Below are 17,599 nucleotides of genomic sequence, written 5' to 3' on the forward strand. Positions count from 1 at the left end.
GAGGATATAAACATGGATCAAGATTCAAAAAACATCGCTATTCTAAACTGGGTACTTACTATCTTTTTTGGATTTATACCGGGCTTAGTTTTGTATTTAGTCAAAACTGACGATGCGTACATCAAAGGTCATGCTATTGAAGCATTAAACTGGTCAATCACGGCTATCATTGGGTATGCCATTGCCACTGTTTTAAGTTTTATTGTGATAGGTATATTTTTATTTCCCGTTATTGGAATATGCCACTTAATATTTTGCATCATGGGCGCTATCGCGGGCTCTAAGGGCGAAGATTTCAAAACCCCTTTTGCAATCCGTCTTATCAAATAAACCAGTTTGTTGAAGGCACGTTTACGAGTACGAGCCTTTAATTTCCTTTTCCAAATTTTGTTACGAAAGCATCCACAAAACATTGAGGGGATTCAGGATCCATATTGAAATAGAGTGAAGGTTCAATTAATTCTATTTCAATCACCACAAATTCATGCTTGTGACGAATGATATCGACTCTTGCGTACAACACATCATCAGGTAACGCAGCTAAACTATGCCTTGCTACTGTTAACATATCTTCTGTAGCTTGAATGGTTTCTAACTGCCCTCCATGTTCTTCTTGAACTCTAAAGTCTCCAGATTTGGGTTTCTTTAAAATGGCATGACTATAATTTCCATCAAAATAAAAAAGTGAATACTCACCCTCATCAATAATGCCGGGTAAGAATGGCTGTAACATAAACTCTCTGTCAGAAAAAACATCAGATAACTCGTTATTTAAACCAACTAATGAGTCTCGAGTGAATCGATAAGTGAAATCAGCGTTTGCGCTAATTAACGGCTTAATGACCATTTCCTGTGTACTAAAATGTTCGAAACCTGAAGTTATTTTGGCGTAGTCAAAAGACTCAAACCACAATGTGGGTACTATACTCACTCCTTGATTTTGTAAATCTTTTAAGTACGCCTTACTAATATTCCATTCGACAACCTTTAAACTATTTTCCAATTGAGCTGAAGAAGCGTCAATTTCCCGTAAACAAGTGAGAAATTCTTCGCAAAATTGTTGGTAATCCCAGGTACTGCGAATAATCACTACATCAAATACACTCCAGTCAATCCTCCTGTTACGCCAAGACACTTCCTCTGCTAACCAGCCATATTGTTTTAAAGGCTCAATTAACATTTGGTCATACACAAAAAAGTCTTCAAGATTATCTGTAGTTAATAAGGCACATCGCTTCATAGCAATCCTTTAATTTAAGGTTATTTGATAGTCAAATTAGCATTTTGCAGACGCATAATTAATTCCATACAGAAAATATGTGTATTACTTCACATATTTTTACAAATGCAAATAGGTATGCGACTTATCCTAAGTTACTATATGCGGGTTAAGATTATAATTACAGGCATATACTATGAAAACCGCATGGATGAAAATAGCTTTACCAGTGTTAATTTTATTAATTGGCTTTGGTGGATTGAGCGTAATTAAAGCTTCAGCAGATCAAGAAGAAGAAAAAGAAGTAGTTGATACGCGCCCAACGGTTAAAGTAGAGACAGCGATAGCAGAAGACTACCAAGTCAATATTACCAGTTATGGTGAAGTCGCGCCATTAGAAAGCACTATGTTGTCAGCGCAAGTGTCTGGTGAAGTAACCAGTTGGCATCCTAATTTCGTAGCCGGTGGGTTAGTGTTACGTGGTGACACATTATTTAATATTGAAAAAGACACATACGAAGCCGCTTTATTACAAGCAGAAGCTAACCTTACACTTGCCAAATCTCAACTTATCGAAGAGCAAGCTAGAGCAGACGTAGCTAAAAGAGAAGCAAAAGGTCTATCACAAAGTAAAATCTCTGACCTGTATTTACGTAAACCTCAATTATTAAGTGCGCAAGCAGCAGTAAAATCAGCTCAAGCTAGACTTAAAATTGCCCAGCGAGACCTCGAAAACTGTGAAGTTAAAGCACCGTACGATGCACTAGTAGTAAAACGTAACTTAGGTGTAGGCCAATACGTCAATCAAGGTGCTCAAATAGCAGAAATATATAATATTGAAACTGCTGAAATATCCTTTCCAATAGCTGGCTTTGACCGTGAGTTTTTACCGCTAAACATTGCCCAACAAGAAGCAACGGTTAGCACTAAAGGTTACAACTCCATTTCTAGAACGGCCACTATCAGTCGCGACTTAGGTATTATTGACCAAGATACTCGTATGAGCCAATTGGTAGTCCGAGTTGAAGATCCCTATAGCTTAAAATCGTCACAACCAGCATTAAAATTTGGTCATTACGTAGAAGTCAGCTTTGCCGGTAAAACCTTAAGCCAAGTTTATCGTTTACCTCAATCTTTAGTGACCAACCGCATCATTTGGGTGTTGGACGAAGAACAACAAATGCAACCCAAACGTGTTGAAATCCTGCGTGAAGAAGGGGCTTACTTCCTAATTAGTGAAGGACTACAAAATCAAGATAAATTGATTATGACCTTACCTGAATACCCACAAAAAGGTATGAAAGTAAAAATTGCAGAGCCAGATCAAGATTTAGTTGTTCAACAATAATTCAAAGGCATAAATCATGAATAGTGAAAATGAAAACCCCCATGCCATCGTTGAAAAGAACGACGCAGAAGAACCTAAACAGACTGGTTTTATAGCATTTTTTGCCAATAACTCTGTGGCAGCCAACTTAATGATGGCTTTTATCATCATTATGGGCTTATTTAGTTACGCCACTATTCAACGACAAATGTTTCCTAATGTCGAAATTAATTACATCAATGTGAGCGCTGTATATCGCGGCGCCTCTCCTCAAGAAATTGAAGAAAGCATACTGATCAAAATTGAAGAATCTCTAAAAGGTATCACTGAAATTAAAAAAGCCGTGTCTCGGGCTTATCGTGGTAGTGGCTCAATTAGTTTAGAAATTCAAAAAGACAAAGAACTGACAGAAGTATTAGACAAAGTCAAAGCCCGTATTGATAGTATTGCCACCTTCCCTGGGGGCATGGAACCGCCAACCATCTCACAAGTAGAGTTTCGTCAAGATGTGATAGAAATGTCTTTAGTAGGTGATATTCCCATTACTGAGCTAAAACCTATTGCCAAACAAGTAGAAGACGAATTATTACAACTTAGCAATGTGTCTTTAGTTGAATTAGATTCACCAATGGACGAAATCGCCATTGAAATCGATCCTGATATTTTACGTAAATATAATTTAACAATTAATGATGTTACTCAAGCTATTCGTAAACACTCAGCCAATATATCTGCCGGCCAGTTGCGCACAGAGTCAGGCATAGTGGCGGTCAGGGTTGAAAATCAATATTACAATGGCGACGAATTCCGTCATATCCCAGTAAAAGTAGGTAAAAATGGCGCCAAAGTCTATTTAGAAGACGTGGCGATAATTAAAGATGGCTTCACCGAAGGTAAACGTTACTTCAAATATTCTGGTAAGAACGCTTTATTCATGTCGGTCAAAGCCACTAAAGATCAAAATATGGTGCCTGTTGCAGAATCAGTTCATAAATATATTAAAGCCCGTAACAAAACTTTACCTGAAGGTTTAGAGTTAAAAGTGTTAGTCGACATGACCTTCTACCTTAACGCTCGCCTAGACATGATGTTAAAAAATCTAACCCAAGGAGCCTTACTTGTCGCCATTATGCTGACTATATTTTTGCGCTTTAGGCTAGCATTTTGGGTAATGGTGGGATTACCAGTGTGTTTCTTGGGCGCAGTTATGATGATGCCAGTATTCGGCATCACCATAAATATCTTGTCTTTATTCGCATTTATTATGGTACTTGGCATAGTGGTAGACGATGCCATAGTCATAGGAGAGGCCTCCTACAGTGAGATTGAATCCAAAGGCGGAGGAGTCGAAAGTGTGGTGCGTGGTGCCAAAAAAGTCGCCACTCCAGCCACATTTGGTGTATTAACTACGATTGCCGTTTTTGCTCCATTTGTTTTTTCTAAAGGACCTGAAGGCGCGTTTTTTATCAACATCGCCACTGTGGTAATTTTATGTTTAGTGTTTAGTTTAATCGAATCAAAATGGATATTACCGGCCCATTTGGCCCACATGAAATTTACCCCAGTTAAAGACTCAAGTTGGCGAGCCAGATTCAACAAAAACTTTTTTAATTTTGTTAACGGCCCATATAAGAACTTTATCACTCGCAGTATCGAATGGCGATGGCTTGTGTTGATGACATTTATTGCCGTACTCATGATCAGCTGGGGACTAATTTCAGCCAACTATGTGCGAGTAGTCCCCAACCCTAAAGTACCTCATGATTTCCCAGCTATTGCCATTGAAATGAACGACAATGTGGCTGATGACACCACTATTGAAGCGGTAAAAACCATTGAAAAGATGGTGTTAGATATAGAAAAAGACGTCATTCAAGAATTTGGTAGCCCAATGTTACAAGACACTATGGTGTTTAACCAAGGGCGTACTAAAGCAAGACTTATTGCACCACTTGTAATTGAAGAAGAGCGTCATTTCGATGCACTCGAATTGGCCAGAAGGTGGCGAGAAGCACTACCCATTATTCCAGGTATGAAATCTATCACCATACAAGACAGCATTAACGGAGGCGGTAATGGTGATGGCGAATTTGGTTACATGCTGTTTGGTGCTGATATAAACATGCTGAACGCTGCAGGCCGCGAATTTATTGCAATGTTACAACAGCAAAAAGGGTTATTCGACATTAGTTCTTCAATTGACCCAGCCAGTAAAGAAATTCAAATAGACTTGCTACCTGTGGCCTATGATCTTGGTTTAGATTTAGCCGCCATAGCCAACCAAGTTGGTGCTAGCTTTTTTGGTGGGGAAGCACAACGGGTAATTCGCGACGGTGAAGAAGTAAGAGTAATGGTCCGTTACCCTCAACTCACTCGTGAACGTTTTGCTGAATTAAAATATGCTGTGATTACCACGCCAAGTGGGCAAGAAGTCATGTTAGGTGATGTAGTGACTCTAACGGAAAAACCAGGTATTAATCATATTCGCCGAGAAGGTGGTTACAGAAGTGTATACGTATACGGGTCTATTGATGAAGAAGTGGTTGAGCCAAATGAAGTGATAAAAGAAGTGCAGGAAAAACTACTACCACAGCTTAAATCTAATTTTCCTGGGGTAAAATCAGAACTAGGCGGTGCTATAGAAGAACAGCAAGCGCAACAAGACGAACAGTTAGCTTTTTTTATTGCTGGTATGTTACTGGTATATATTTTGTTAGCCGTGCCTTTAAAAAGTTATGGGCAACCTATAATTATTATGTCGGTGATCCCGTTTAGTTTTACTGGTGCAGTTTGGGGGCACTACTTCTTTGGTATTGATTTAAGTATGATGTCAGCATTTGGCTTAATTGCGGCAGCTGGGGTGGTCATTAACGATAGCCTAGTCATGACCGACTTTGTCAATCAAAGGCGTAAACAAGGATATTCAATTTTAGAAGCGGTAACCGAAGCGGGTTGTGCAAGGTTTAGGGCGATAACTCTTACCTCTATCACTACCTTTGCTGGTGTATTGCCGATAATGTTCGAAACTAGCCTACAAGCCCAGTTTGTCATCCCTATGGCTGTGGGGTTAGGGTTTGCAGTCTTGTATGCAACTATGGTTACACTAATTTTGGTGCCGTGTTTGTATATGATATTAGAAGATCTGAAAAATCGTTTTGGGGGACTGTTTAGGATCATTGCATGGCCAGCGACCTATTTAGGCAGGCGAATTTCAAAGTCTTAAACTTCTAAATTAATAAACAAACTAAAAGCGCTGAAAGGCGCTTTTTTTTGTCAGTTTAGTACGTCAGTATCTAGCAGACTAATTTTCATCATTAGTTATACCAATCCACCTTAATATGTGATCACTCAGAATGCATCCAGCGGATTTTGATTAAGGCGTCGCTGCGCAGTAATGGTTGTTCCCTTTCAAATAGCGAGAACGCAAAGCAAAACCCGCTGGGGCATTCCTTTCAGGCGAGTTTTAAAAGGGTTTACTCTGTGTTGCATGACCTCGAAAGAGAACGAGGTGATTTTTTAGTAAAGAGCTATCAATCATGCTCCTTGATTAAACCCTTTTAAACTCTCGCTGAGTGACTACATATCAAGATGGATTGGTATTATATCAACCCTGCCACTGGTGATATTAATTAACTCAACTTTCAAATCAGCTAACTGGGTGGATGCCACATCTGCACTAGCCATGACATTTTCGCTATATTCTGTTTGAATATTTTCAACATCGTATCGGGCTAATAGTCGAGAGACGGCTCCCTCAAACTCATATTCATAGTTCAATTTAAGTTTCGAACGACTCACTTTAATTTTGCTAGGCATGTCAGTTAGCACCTGAGCGACAGCATCTGAATATGCTCTTTGCAGCCCTCCAGTACCTAATTTAGTGCCACCAAAATAGCGCACTACAGCAACAACAATATCACCGTAACCACTATGTTCTAATACTTTAAGCATAGGCATTCCAGCTGTTCCACTTGGTTCCCCATCATCACTCATCGAACGAATGGTGGTATTAGGCGCACCTGCAATATACGCCCAACACACATGATTGGCTTGAGGATGTTGTTCACGTAAAGAGCGGACAAAGTCATCAGCTTCTTGGCGAGAACTGGCGTTATTCGCTAAGGTAAGAAACTTACTACGTTTTACCTCTAATTCAGTTTGCCAAATACCCACTGGCACTTGATAACTTTGCGCAACATTTGAATTCAATTTAAGCTCTCATGCCTCTTAATTTTAAGTTCACATAACTCATAGCTCTGTATTCATGCAAAAATAGCCCTATGCCCACATTACGAGCAACGCGGCAAAACCAATTAACAACAGACCAATAATTTCATGTTTCTTAACAGGGTTCTTCAACCAAAAAACCGCTATCACTATAGTAAACAGCACCTCAAGTTGGCCTAAGGTTTTAACGTAAGCCACATGATGCAAAGCCATGGCACTAAACCAACAAATAGATCCCAAACAACTGGTTAAACTGGTGCTAAAGGTCATTTTTGCGTTTTGCTTAAGGTGACCAAATGTTTGTGGATTGTTCATGGCGATATAAATAATAAGTAAACTAGTTTGAATACATAACACCCATAATAAAACCCAAGCGGCACTATGAGGAAATGGCACATCTAATAAATGCGCAGCTTCACGTACATATAAAGAGGTAAGGGCAAAGCAGGTTCCACAGGCCAAACCAATTAAAATAGTTTTAATACTCAGCTCACCTTTTTTGCCACCACCACTTAATACAAACACAGCAGCAGCACCCACAAAAATGCCTATCCAACCAAATAAACTTAGCTGACTGCCAAAAAATAAAGTACCTATTACACCTGCTACTAAAGCTTCACTTTTTGCTAAACCTGCGCCTACAGCAAAGTTTTTTTGTTTAAATAAAATCACCATTAACGAAGTAGCAGCAATCTGCAACACAGAAGCGAGTATTACTATGCCAATAAACTTAAAGCTAAAATCGGGAAGAACTTGATCTGAAAAAAAATACAGAAGAAATAAATATAACAGTGCGATTGGCGGTGCAAATAAAAATCTCGCTAAGGTTACCCCTGATGTACTTACCGTAGCACTTAGCTTACTTTGCAGAGCATTACGAAAGGTCTGCATTATCACGGCACCAAGTGTGAAGAATATCCAGCTCAATTTAAACCCTTATTTACCATTCAGTATGTTATTTCCAAAAACTAGCATTTTACCCTTTTTAACGAACTATAGTTATGAAACTCAACTAAATTTTCCGCTTCGCCGCTCCCATATCAATAACTAATTTCTATTTTTCAGGCCCCGCTTTTTACACAAACCAACATTGGCCTTACAATTAAAAATTTGGACATACCAAATAAAACACAAAAAACCAAATAGAAATGTAAATAATTTTTAAATGTTTACTAAAATTAACAATAAAATCAAAAAAGCCAATAAAAACAATATAAAAACCTTATTTAAACTACAAACAACAGTTAAATAAATGTTCTTTTTTTGTAACTTAATTCAATTAATTTTGGCATGACCACTTGACTATATACTTATATGACATACTATAATTATTAAAAATAACAAACAACACACACAATCAAATCATTTAATAGAGGTAACACATGCACTCTACACACCCATTTACAACTAATCGCAACATGAAAAAAAGCTTCACTGCACTTGCAGTATTGGCTGCTTTTAATACCCTTAGCACATCAGTTTTAGCTCAAGCTACAGAGCAAAATACAGATGATAGTGCTGAAATTATCGAAGTAAGAGGAATTGCAGACGCATACCGCAACGCAATTGCTGAAAAAAGAAGTTCGGCAACCATAGTCGATGCTTTGTCTTCTTCAGACATAGGCGCATTACCTGATTTATCCGTTGCCGAAACACTAGAACGAATTACCGGTGTTAGCGGAGATCGCTTTAAAGGTAACGCAAGTGAAATATCGATTCGTGGACTTGGTCCATTTTTAGGATTTTCTACGGTCAACGGTAGAGCAATATCCTCTGGTAGTGGTAACCGCTCTGTTGCTTTTAGTCAGTTCCCATCTGAATTAGTTAACGGTGTTACCGTTTTTAAAGCCCAAAAAGCGGATCTACTTGAAGGCGGTGTATCTGGTCTTATCGATTTAAAAACCATCAAACCAGTAGATTACGGTAAAGAGCGTTTTCAAACTGAAATGCGCTTAAACTATAACCCTTACCAAGCAAAATTCAACGACGACAATGGTTTAGGTTATCGCCCTTCTGCTTCTTACACCAACAGCTTTGAGTTAGATGACGGCGGAAAGTTTGGTTTTGCAGTGGGATATGCGGGAGCTCGCATTTCCTCGCCAGAAGAAAGTTATAATACTAGCTCTACATTACGCAACTGTAATTCAGATTATGCGGTTGATGGTGGCAGTAATTGTAGTTTTAGTGACGCTCGAGCTGCAGCAAATGGTGGCGAAGCTAAAGATGGCGACTACTATTTTATTTCTAACCAATTTTATTATCGCCAAATGGAGTCAGAAGAAGAACGTGACGGTGTAATTTACGCCCTACAATGGCAGCCGAATTCGGATTTAGACATTAACTTAGATGGTCAATGGTCTAATCGATACTATTACGAAGATCGCCATGACTTAATGTTTGATGATGGCCGCAGACGTATCGCTAACTGGACCACTAATAGTGAACATGCACTCACTTCATATACTGGAGAATCACGTATTAGTTCATACGGCGAATACCGAGTTAGAGAAGAAGAGTACAGCGGTGTGGGTTTGAACATTGATTGGCAAGCCAGCAACGATCTGCATGTCGCTTTTGATGCAGCCTACTCTGGCACTGAGCGATATCAAACAAGAACTTGGGCCCGTTTTCGAGGTGACAGAAGTTTTTACGATTGGCAAAACAGTGACGGTCAAGATTTCCCAAGTATTACCGCTGTTTACAGTGATTTTGATGATCCCGCGGGCAGCGCCGAAAATTGGCAACAAAACATCCAAGATCTAGCTTATTTTGATGCCGACAGCGAAGCCAGAAACTATCGTTTTGACATTGAAGATACCATTAAAAGTTATCGCCTAGATTTTGAGTATGCCTTAGACGGTGACATATTTTATGCAGTTAGATTTGGTAGCGCTATGTCATTCCATGACCATGACAACTTTGGTGAAGAAAGAAAAAGTTTATCTACACCATCAAGTCAGCGACCTGAAAAAATAGCAGCGGCAGTTGCCAACTGTGCCATTGATTTCCCTCAATCTGACTTTGGTGAAGATGCTAACTTCCCAGTAAGTAGCTGGGGCACCTTTGATACACATTGTGGCTATGATGTTTTAGTTGGCGACACTGACATGAGTGTTGATCCCATGTCTCCGAGTGAAAACGATGTGCGTATGAGTGAAGACATTACTTCATTCTATGCTATGGCCGATTTTTCTACTGAGTGGGGCGACATATCAGTAGACGGAAATGTGGGTCTTCGTCATGTAACAACTGACATATCATCTCTTGGTATTCGTACCTCGTATACTGTTAATACCAATGACAGTGGCTTTATTTCTTTCACTGAAAATGCCGGTGTGAATGAATTCAGCGAGCTGCAAAATAGCTATAGCAACATTTTACCTAGTATCAACCTTTCATTTGGTTTAACCGACGAATTGCAATTAAGGTTTGCTGCGTATGGCGGCTTATCAAGACCAGACATGTGGTATTACGGTTCAGCTCGTGACATACGTGGCGCGTCTGAAGAAGACGAATTCACCACAGTTCAACAAGCCTTAGACGGCAATGTCACCGCTCGTGGTAACCCATACTTAGAAGCATTGGAGTCTAACAACTATGACCTGAGTTTAAGTTATTACTTGGGTGCTGATACTATGTTATCAGCAGCCTTATACTACAAAACCTTTAATGCTCGATTTGATTCATTAAGTGGTTTTGAAGATGTTGTAGTAGATGGCACTGCATACAATGTTGAAGTACAAGGTCGCCCTACTATTGTAGATGAAGACTCCAAAATTCAAGGTTTAGAGTTAACTGTAATGCATCAGTTTTCAAATCTACCTGCGCCTTTTAATGGCTTAGGTACATCGCTAAACTATAATTATGCTGACTCTGATTTTGAAACGCCAGAAAATGGCGGCAGTATTACTCAAGATGTACGTGACATGATCGCACCATCTGATATTGCGGGTTTATCTAAAAACACCTTCAGTGGGCAAGTTTATTGGGAAAGTGATAACTTCTCAGCTCGTCTATCTTATAAATACCGTTCTGAATACTTAAAACCCTTTGGCAGCAGTTTGGCCCAGACTAACCGTTTTGTTGATGATACTTCGTCCTTTGACGTTGATTTTAAATATGACATCAACAAAAACATCACGGCTCGCTTTCAGATACTTAACTTAACTGGCGAACCTTATGTCGAGCAACGTGTTGCACATGGTGCATATAACCGCATCGAACATTCAGGACCTCGTTTCTTCTTAGGTTTAAAATACCGTATGTAATTCCATTTTTGGTAAATACGGCACGCAGCCAAGTTCTTAAAACTCATAGTTGGGCCGCACTCCAGCTATGAGTTTTTTGTATTAAACTAGAAAAAGCTCAGCAGGTGTAATAAAAATGTATGTCAAAAAAAACCGTTACCTTGGTTTAATCCTAGCAGCCTGGTTAGGCTTTATCACAACAGCTTGCACCCAACCCAATTCGAACTTACCAGTCCAAGTTCTGGAAAAACACACCTTGCCCTTTACTGTAGATAAAAATGCAGTATTACAAAAAGCCGACTTAGCCTTAACTGCGCCCGTGACCACAGTGACGGCAACTTCTTCAGAACGAAGTGCTGGCGGCATTCATGACTTTTATTCAGAAGGTGACTATTGGTGGCCTAATCCTAGCGATCCAAATGGGCCATACATACGCAAGGACGGTCAAAGTAATCCAAATAACTTTATCGACCACAGACTTGCCATGATGACTTTTAGAGATATAGTAGCTGCGTTAACGTCAGCATATTTAGTGACTGGAGATACAAAATATTCAAACCAAGCCTTAGCCCATATTAACGCATGGTTTGTTAATCCTAAGACTAATATGACGCCAAATTTATTGTATGGCCAAGCGATAAAAGGCCGTCACACAGGGCGAAGTATTGGCATTATTGACACCTTACATCTAACCGAAGTGGCACTGAGCATTAAAAGACTAAACGATGCAGGGGTAATTGCTAGCCAAGATTTTTCTGCTATTCAAAACTGGTTTGCACAATATTTGAATTGGCTGAATAACCATGAGTTTGGCATAAAAGAGAAACACCATCCCAATAATCACGGCGTTGCTTGGTCGTTACAAGCTGCAGCATTTGCCTTAGTCGCAAAAGACGTTGCAACCCTTGATTGGATCCGTACTCAATTTAAACAAGTCTACCTAAAACAAATGATGAACCAACATGGCGGTTTTGATGCAGAGCTAGCTCGAACAAAACCCTATGGTTATTCTTTGTTTGTGCTTGATTTAATGGCTGGTTTAGCCACCTTAGCGTCCACCGAGCAAGAGGACTTATGGGATTTCACCTTAGCAGATGGACGAAATATGCAACTAGGTATGGAGTTTATCCTACCTTACATTCAAAACAAACAGGCATGGCCATATCAACAGGATATTCAATACTGGGATAACTGGCCACAAAGGCATCTCAACTTAGTCTTAGCTGAAGAAAACTTAAACCTACCTCAAATACGGCCTATATGGCTAAACTTACCGGCTCATTCTGATGTATACGAAGTAAGAAGGAATATGCCAATGACTCAGCCCATTCTTTGGTTACAAAAATAACCTAGATTCTGGATAAGCATCTATTGTATTGGGTATTTATTACTTGCTGGCATCTTGCCTATATAGCTCGTGCCAGTTTTCAAGTTCTTCTTGACGCATGGGTTTACTATAATAATATCCCTGTAGGCTTTGTATACCCATGCTGATTAATGCATCCGCTTGAGCCTTAGTTTCTACTCCTTCAGCTACTACGCTATAACCCAACTCTTTAGCCATATGTTGAGTCGCTTGGATCACTGCTGTGCCTCCTTCAGCCATACTAGCAATAAAGTTTTTATCAATTTTAACTACGTCTGCTGCAATAGATTGTAGTAACGAAAGTGACGAAAACCCTGTTCCAAAGTCATCTACTGACACCTTTATCTTCAACTTTTGTAAGGCTTTTATTTTTTGAATAGCTAACTGAATATCTTCCACAAATATTGATTCGGTAATTTCTATATGTAATTTTTCAGCCGGAAATCCAGATTCTTTTAACGTTTTTTCTAGTACATCTAACATATTGTTATGCATCAACTGAGACACAGACACATTGACCGACAAGTTAACTGTATTATCAAATGTCCATTTAGTGGCAACTTTGCAAGCTTGTTGCAATACCCAACTACCTATGTCGTGGATAAAGCCATTTTGTTCTGCAATAGGAATAAATTCATTGGGTGGTATCAACTCTCCGTCAAGCTTCCAACGCAATAAGGCTTCACAAAAACATACCTGGCCAGTTTGACTATCTATCACCGGCTGATAAGTGACATACATTTGTTGCATTTGAAGCGCGCGACTTAAACCATCTTTTAAACGGTTTTCACGATTTATAGATTCTCGCATTACGTCATTAAATACACGCACATCAGATTTTGAGGTTTGTTTTTGGGCATACATAGCTGTGTCTGCTAATTCAATCAACTCTTGCTCATTTTTAGAATGCTTGGGGTACATAGCAATACCTATAGTAGCACCAACACTTAGGGAGTTTGAGTTCACCCGGATGGGTTGCGACAATAAATGAATTAATTTAGTAGAAAATTCTTTAGCTTCTATTTCATCTCTATGCTGTAAAGCAATCAAAAATTCATCGCCACCCCATCGACATAAGAACTCATGGTTTTGTGCTTGCATGTATAATCTATGAGCAATTGAAGTCAGTACATCGTCGCCAACTGCATGGCCATGTGAGTCATTTATATTTTTAAAACCATCTAAATCAATAAACAATAAAGCTAAAGGTTTATTTTCTTTTTCTGCTTTAGCGATCAGCAACTTAAGGCTTTCAGAAAACGCGTTACGGTTAAAGAGTTTAGTTAATGGATCCAACCTAGAAATAGTTAAAATTTCTTGTGTTCTACTTTTTACTTTTTCTTCCAAATTAAGATTTGATTCTGCTATTTCAGCATTCTTTAATTCCATTTCTTTCAATAAATCTGAGTTTTGATTTTTAATTAAAATAGAGTCCATGGTGAATTTGGACGACAATCTTGCCGAAGACATCATCACCCCAACAAAAACAAAGCCTAATACCCCGAAAATATTGTGATGATCTTCAGTAGAAAACAAACAAAGTAAAGACAATGGGATGAGTAAAATTGCCGCATAACTTAATGATAAGGCTTTGTTAGCAGCCAAAACTGTTGCAGCGCCGCCAGCCATTGCTGACATAACGACTAATGTGCACGACAATTCAATAACATCCATTGAGTCAAAAAACAAAATAGAATAAACGCTTAAAGTAAATGCTGTTAAATATCGCCCTACAATAAACCGGCGCATAGGTGCAGACACGTCATATTGGCTTCCCCTCAGTTTTGTTTGCCAGTAAAACAAATCTGCTAAACGATAGGTTAATAAGAGGCACATAAATAGCAGCCAGTAAATTTTTAAATATTTATCTGGGTTGTTAGGAAAAAAAAAGACAAGAGACAAACAAATACTCAAAGTAACAAATAAGCTACCTGAGTTGTTTCCATGTAGAAGCTCAAGTATATCTCTTTTTATGTTTTGTTCAGAATAAACAGAAATAGGCCTAGCTTCCTTTATATACTTTGCAGACAGCTTGCCAAGACGTAAATGTCAAAGCTATATTATTGATAATAAAAGACATTAATCATAAACCGATCGTATGGCAATAGATAACCTACTTTAGTCTATGTATTTCATTACAACTTTAACTTAAAAAATAACAATGCTTGATCAAAATGAGCAAAAGTATATGGGCAGTTTGATAAAATTTCAGGCTCAATATCTACTAAATCTGGAATAACAGCAGTTTGGCAGCCAGCTGCTATTGAGGCTTTTACCCCAGCATTTGAATCTTCAAACACCAAAACTCGCTCTGGTCGCACACCCAACTTATTGCATGCTAATAGATAACAATCAGGAGCGGGTTTAGGATTGGCTATATCGTCAAAGGTCACCAACACATCAAGTTTTTGCTTATAAGCTGTGTTTTGAAAACTCTGTAATGTAGATTCAAGATCGGACGATGTCACCACGCCAACTGGAATTTTTTTATCAAGGATGTATTGAAATAAGGCATCAAAACCTTTTTTAACCGGCAGCCCTATGCGTTTTTTCTCTGTCATATACAGACGAATTTCAAAAATAAATTGGTCCATGGGGAAATCTGGACCAAACTGTTTGTGCGCAATTTGATAACATTCTTGAGTAGGCACACCGATAAAATCTTTATACATGTCTACGCTAAAATGTACATTGAATGCTTTGGCCGTATGCACCCAGGCATCACAACATATCTGTTCGCTATCAAAAATAGTCCCGTCTTTATCAAATAACACAGCATCAAATTTTGTAAAGCCCATTCTCAAATTCACCTCTTAAGCAAAAATATGACGCTGCATAGGCAGCATAATTTACTCATTACATTAACCTTAATTGAGGTTTGATAAAATCAATAAAGGCGCTAATTCTCTTAGTGGTTGTCGATGATTGATAGTAGACCGCATTTATCAACTCTCTATCTGTATTCGTAATTAGATAGGGCTCTAAAATTTTCACCAGCTTGCCACTTACAATATCTTCGGCAATCATAAAACCCGACAAACAAGCTATACCATTCCCAGCTAAAGCCAACTGTCTAATACTCTCACCATTGCTGGCATGCAAAGTGGGGTTAATCAGAGCGTGAGTCTTATTTGTTTGCCCTTTTAATGGCCACTTGTTTAATACTTTACTATTTAAAAAGCCGATTAACTCATGCTCGGCTAAATCCTCTGGAGTTTGCGGTTTTTTATGTGCACGCAAATATTCTGGACTGGCCACTATATATAAAGGGCTTCTACCTAATGCTCTAGCTTTTAATGTGGAGTCTTCTAATTTACCTATTCTGATAGCGACATCTGTTCGCTTCTCAATTAAATCCACAAATTCTTCATTCGAGCTTAGAGTTAATTCTATATCTGGGTAAGCCAGTTTAAATTTTTGAATAACAGGAATGATTTGATGAAACAAAAATGGGCTAGCGGCATCTACCCTTAATGGCCCAGCGGGTAATTCGCCACGATTGATTATATCTAGCTCTGCGAGCTGAATTTTTTCTAAACCTTCACTCACCAGTTTGACAAATTTCTTGCCCTCATCGGTCAAGGCGACTTTTCTTGTGGTGCGCGTGAAGATACTGGCTCCGAGTGCAGACTCCACTTTTGCAACGGAGCGAGATACCCGAGCGACTTGCATATCTAGAGCCTCTGCGGCCGCCGAAAAACCACCAAACTCTACCACCGCTAGTATCACTTCTAAATCGTCTGAGCGGGTTTTCAAAGTCACTATAATCTCTCCAATCCAATTAACCCTATTTGCTACAAAAGTAATTTGACAATACCGATATTTATCACAAAAGAATAGCAGTTAATAATAGCGCCATCAAAACATTGCGCATGTTGCGCCTTGTTCATTTAAACCATTTGGAGTCAATTATGCCTTTAGCATTACTTGCATTAGCCTTGAGTGCTTTTGCGATTGGAACAACTGAATTTGTGATAGTGGGCTTATTACCCACTATGGCCCAAGATCTTAACGTCAGCATTCCCTCAGCCGGGTTGTTAGTCAGCCTTTATGCCTTAGGGGTAGCCATAGGCGCACCTGTACTCACCGCCTTAACCGGACGATGGAATAGAAAACACGTTTTACTATTTGTGATGGGCTTGTTTGTCATAGGCAACTTAATTGCTTGGCAAGCTCCTAGCTTTTCAGCGCTAATTGTAGCTCGCATTTTAACTGGCCTTGCTCACGGTGTGTTTTTCTCAATTGGCTCGACCATAGCCACGGGCTTAGTGCCCAAAGAAAAAGGCGCCAGTGCTATTGCCATTATGTTCACTGGCTTAACGGTAGCCTTAGTGACAGGAGTGCCTTTAGGTACTTACATTGGCCAACTTTTTGGCTGGGAAGCGACGTTTTTAACCGTTTCATTATTAGGCTTGATCGCAATGATTGGCAGCGCCTTATTGGTACCGAATAATTTAAAACAGCCACAAGCAGCAAAATTAGCCGACCAAATTAAAGTGCTGACCCATAGCCGTTTGTTATTGGTTTATGCCATCACCGCAGTTGGTTATGGCGGCACGTTTATCGCCTTTACTTATCTTGCGCCAATTTTAAAAGAGATCACTGGCTTTGGCTCTCACACTATTGGTCTAATTCTATTAGTCTATGGGGCATCAGTAGCCATAGGTAATATATGGGGCGGTAAATTAGCCGACAAACATGGGCCTATTACCGCACTGACTATTATATTTTCTGGCCTAGCGCTAGTGCTATTGATGTTTAGTTTCACCGCCCCCCACCCTATTTTAGCCGTGCTTACTATTTTGATTTGGGGGGCTTTCGCTTTTGGCAATGTACCCGGGCTACAAGTTTATGTTGTTAAACTTGCCGAGCAACATACGCCTAACGCGATAGATGTAGCATCGGGATTAAACATTGCGGCCTTTAATGTAGGTATAGCCTTAGGTGCCTTTGGCGGTGGATTAATAGTAGAAAACTTTAATCTTATGGATACCCCTTGGGTGGGTGCCATAGTGGTAGGTGTGGCAATTATACTGACCAGGGTAAGCGGCCGTTTAGATAGCAGTACCAATTCTTAATTAAACAACTAAAGGGGTTCAACGTTTTAGGCGCTGACCCCTTGCTACTTTTTTATTCAACTCAACTTAAAAATTTTTCAGCATCTATACCTATTACCTCAACAGCTAACTAACAACGCCACATAACTGGCATAA

The 17,599-nt window shown here is 39.3% G+C and carries 12 protein-coding genes; 6 read left to right on the plus strand and 6 right to left on the minus strand.

All coding sequences use genetic code 11. From position 1 onward, the window contains the following. The first annotated feature begins 12 nt into the window (after positions 1-12). A complete protein-coding gene (locus L0668_RS13285) occupies positions 13-330 on the plus strand; it encodes a DUF4870 domain-containing protein (protein WP_235313159.1) in 318 nt (105 codons plus the stop codon). 37 nt (positions 331-367) lie between these two features. On the opposite strand, the gene L0668_RS13290 is transcribed toward L0668_RS13285, so the two are convergent. After that, positions 368-1,240: an ATP-grasp domain-containing protein gene (locus L0668_RS13290; protein ID WP_235313161.1), complete on the minus strand. Its 873-nt coding sequence runs from the start codon at positions 1,238-1,240 to the stop codon at positions 368-370. 175 nt (positions 1,241-1,415) lie between these two features. On the opposite strand from L0668_RS13290, the gene L0668_RS13295 reads away from it, so the two are divergent. Both L0668_RS13295 and L0668_RS13300 read left to right on the plus strand, forming a co-directional pair. Next, entirely contained in the window at positions 1,416-2,567 is a 1,152-nt protein-coding gene (locus L0668_RS13295; protein WP_235313163.1) for an efflux RND transporter periplasmic adaptor subunit, read from the plus strand. A 16-nt stretch (positions 2,568-2,583) separates the two neighbouring features. Then, complete coding sequence (locus L0668_RS13300; protein ID WP_235313164.1) at positions 2,584-5,769, plus strand: efflux RND transporter permease subunit; 3,186 nt, start codon at positions 2,584-2,586, stop codon at positions 5,767-5,769. Positions 5,770-6,122: 353 nt separating this feature from the next. Here the strand turns inward: L0668_RS13300 and L0668_RS13305 are convergent, their stop codons facing one another. Next, a complete protein-coding gene (locus L0668_RS13305; protein ID WP_235313166.1) occupies positions 6,123-6,755 on the minus strand; it encodes a YigZ family protein in 633 nt (210 codons plus the stop codon). Positions 6,756-6,824: 69 nt separating this feature from the next. Further along, a complete protein-coding gene (locus L0668_RS13310; RefSeq protein ID WP_235313168.1) occupies positions 6,825-7,700 on the minus strand; it encodes an EamA family transporter in 876 nt (291 codons plus the stop codon). A gap of 455 nt (positions 7,701-8,155) precedes the next feature. On the opposite strand from L0668_RS13310, the gene L0668_RS13315 reads away from it, so the two are divergent. Next, positions 8,156-11,041 carry a TonB-dependent receptor gene (locus L0668_RS13315; protein ID WP_235313170.1) on the plus strand — a complete coding sequence of 962 codons (2,886 nt, stop codon included), beginning with the start codon at positions 8,156-8,158 and terminating at the stop codon, positions 11,039-11,041. Between the two features lie 115 nt (positions 11,042-11,156). Further along, positions 11,157-12,368 carry an alginate lyase family protein gene (locus L0668_RS13320; RefSeq protein WP_235313171.1) on the plus strand — a complete coding sequence of 404 codons (1,212 nt, stop codon included), beginning with the start codon at positions 11,157-11,159 and terminating at the stop codon, positions 12,366-12,368. Between the two features lie 39 nt (positions 12,369-12,407). Here the strand turns inward: L0668_RS13320 and L0668_RS13325 are convergent, their stop codons facing one another. The 3 genes from L0668_RS13325 to L0668_RS13335 form a co-directional block, all read right to left on the minus strand. Beyond that, positions 12,408-14,222, minus strand: a complete 1,815-nt coding sequence (locus tag L0668_RS13325) for a putative bifunctional diguanylate cyclase/phosphodiesterase (protein WP_235313173.1) — start codon at positions 14,220-14,222, stop codon at positions 12,408-12,410. A 299-nt stretch (positions 14,223-14,521) separates the two neighbouring features. Next, positions 14,522-15,184 (minus strand): HAD family hydrolase, encoded by a 663-nt coding sequence (locus L0668_RS13330; RefSeq protein ID WP_235313175.1) that lies wholly within the window; start codon positions 15,182-15,184, stop codon positions 14,522-14,524. Positions 15,185-15,242: 58 nt separating this feature from the next. Continuing rightward, positions 15,243-16,142, minus strand: a complete 900-nt coding sequence (locus L0668_RS13335) for a LysR family transcriptional regulator (protein ID WP_235313396.1) — start codon at positions 16,140-16,142, stop codon at positions 15,243-15,245. 155 nt (positions 16,143-16,297) lie between these two features. Between L0668_RS13335 and L0668_RS13340 the strand changes: the two genes are divergently transcribed. Next, positions 16,298-17,464 (plus strand): MFS transporter, encoded by a 1,167-nt coding sequence (locus tag L0668_RS13340; protein ID WP_235313177.1) that lies wholly within the window; start codon positions 16,298-16,300, stop codon positions 17,462-17,464. Positions 17,465-17,599: the final 135 nt, after the last annotated feature.

It is taken from the genome of Paraglaciecola algarum (assembly GCF_021532655.1).
In the GTDB taxonomy this organism is placed as follows: Bacteria; Pseudomonadota; Gammaproteobacteria; order Enterobacterales; family Alteromonadaceae; genus Paraglaciecola; species Paraglaciecola algarum.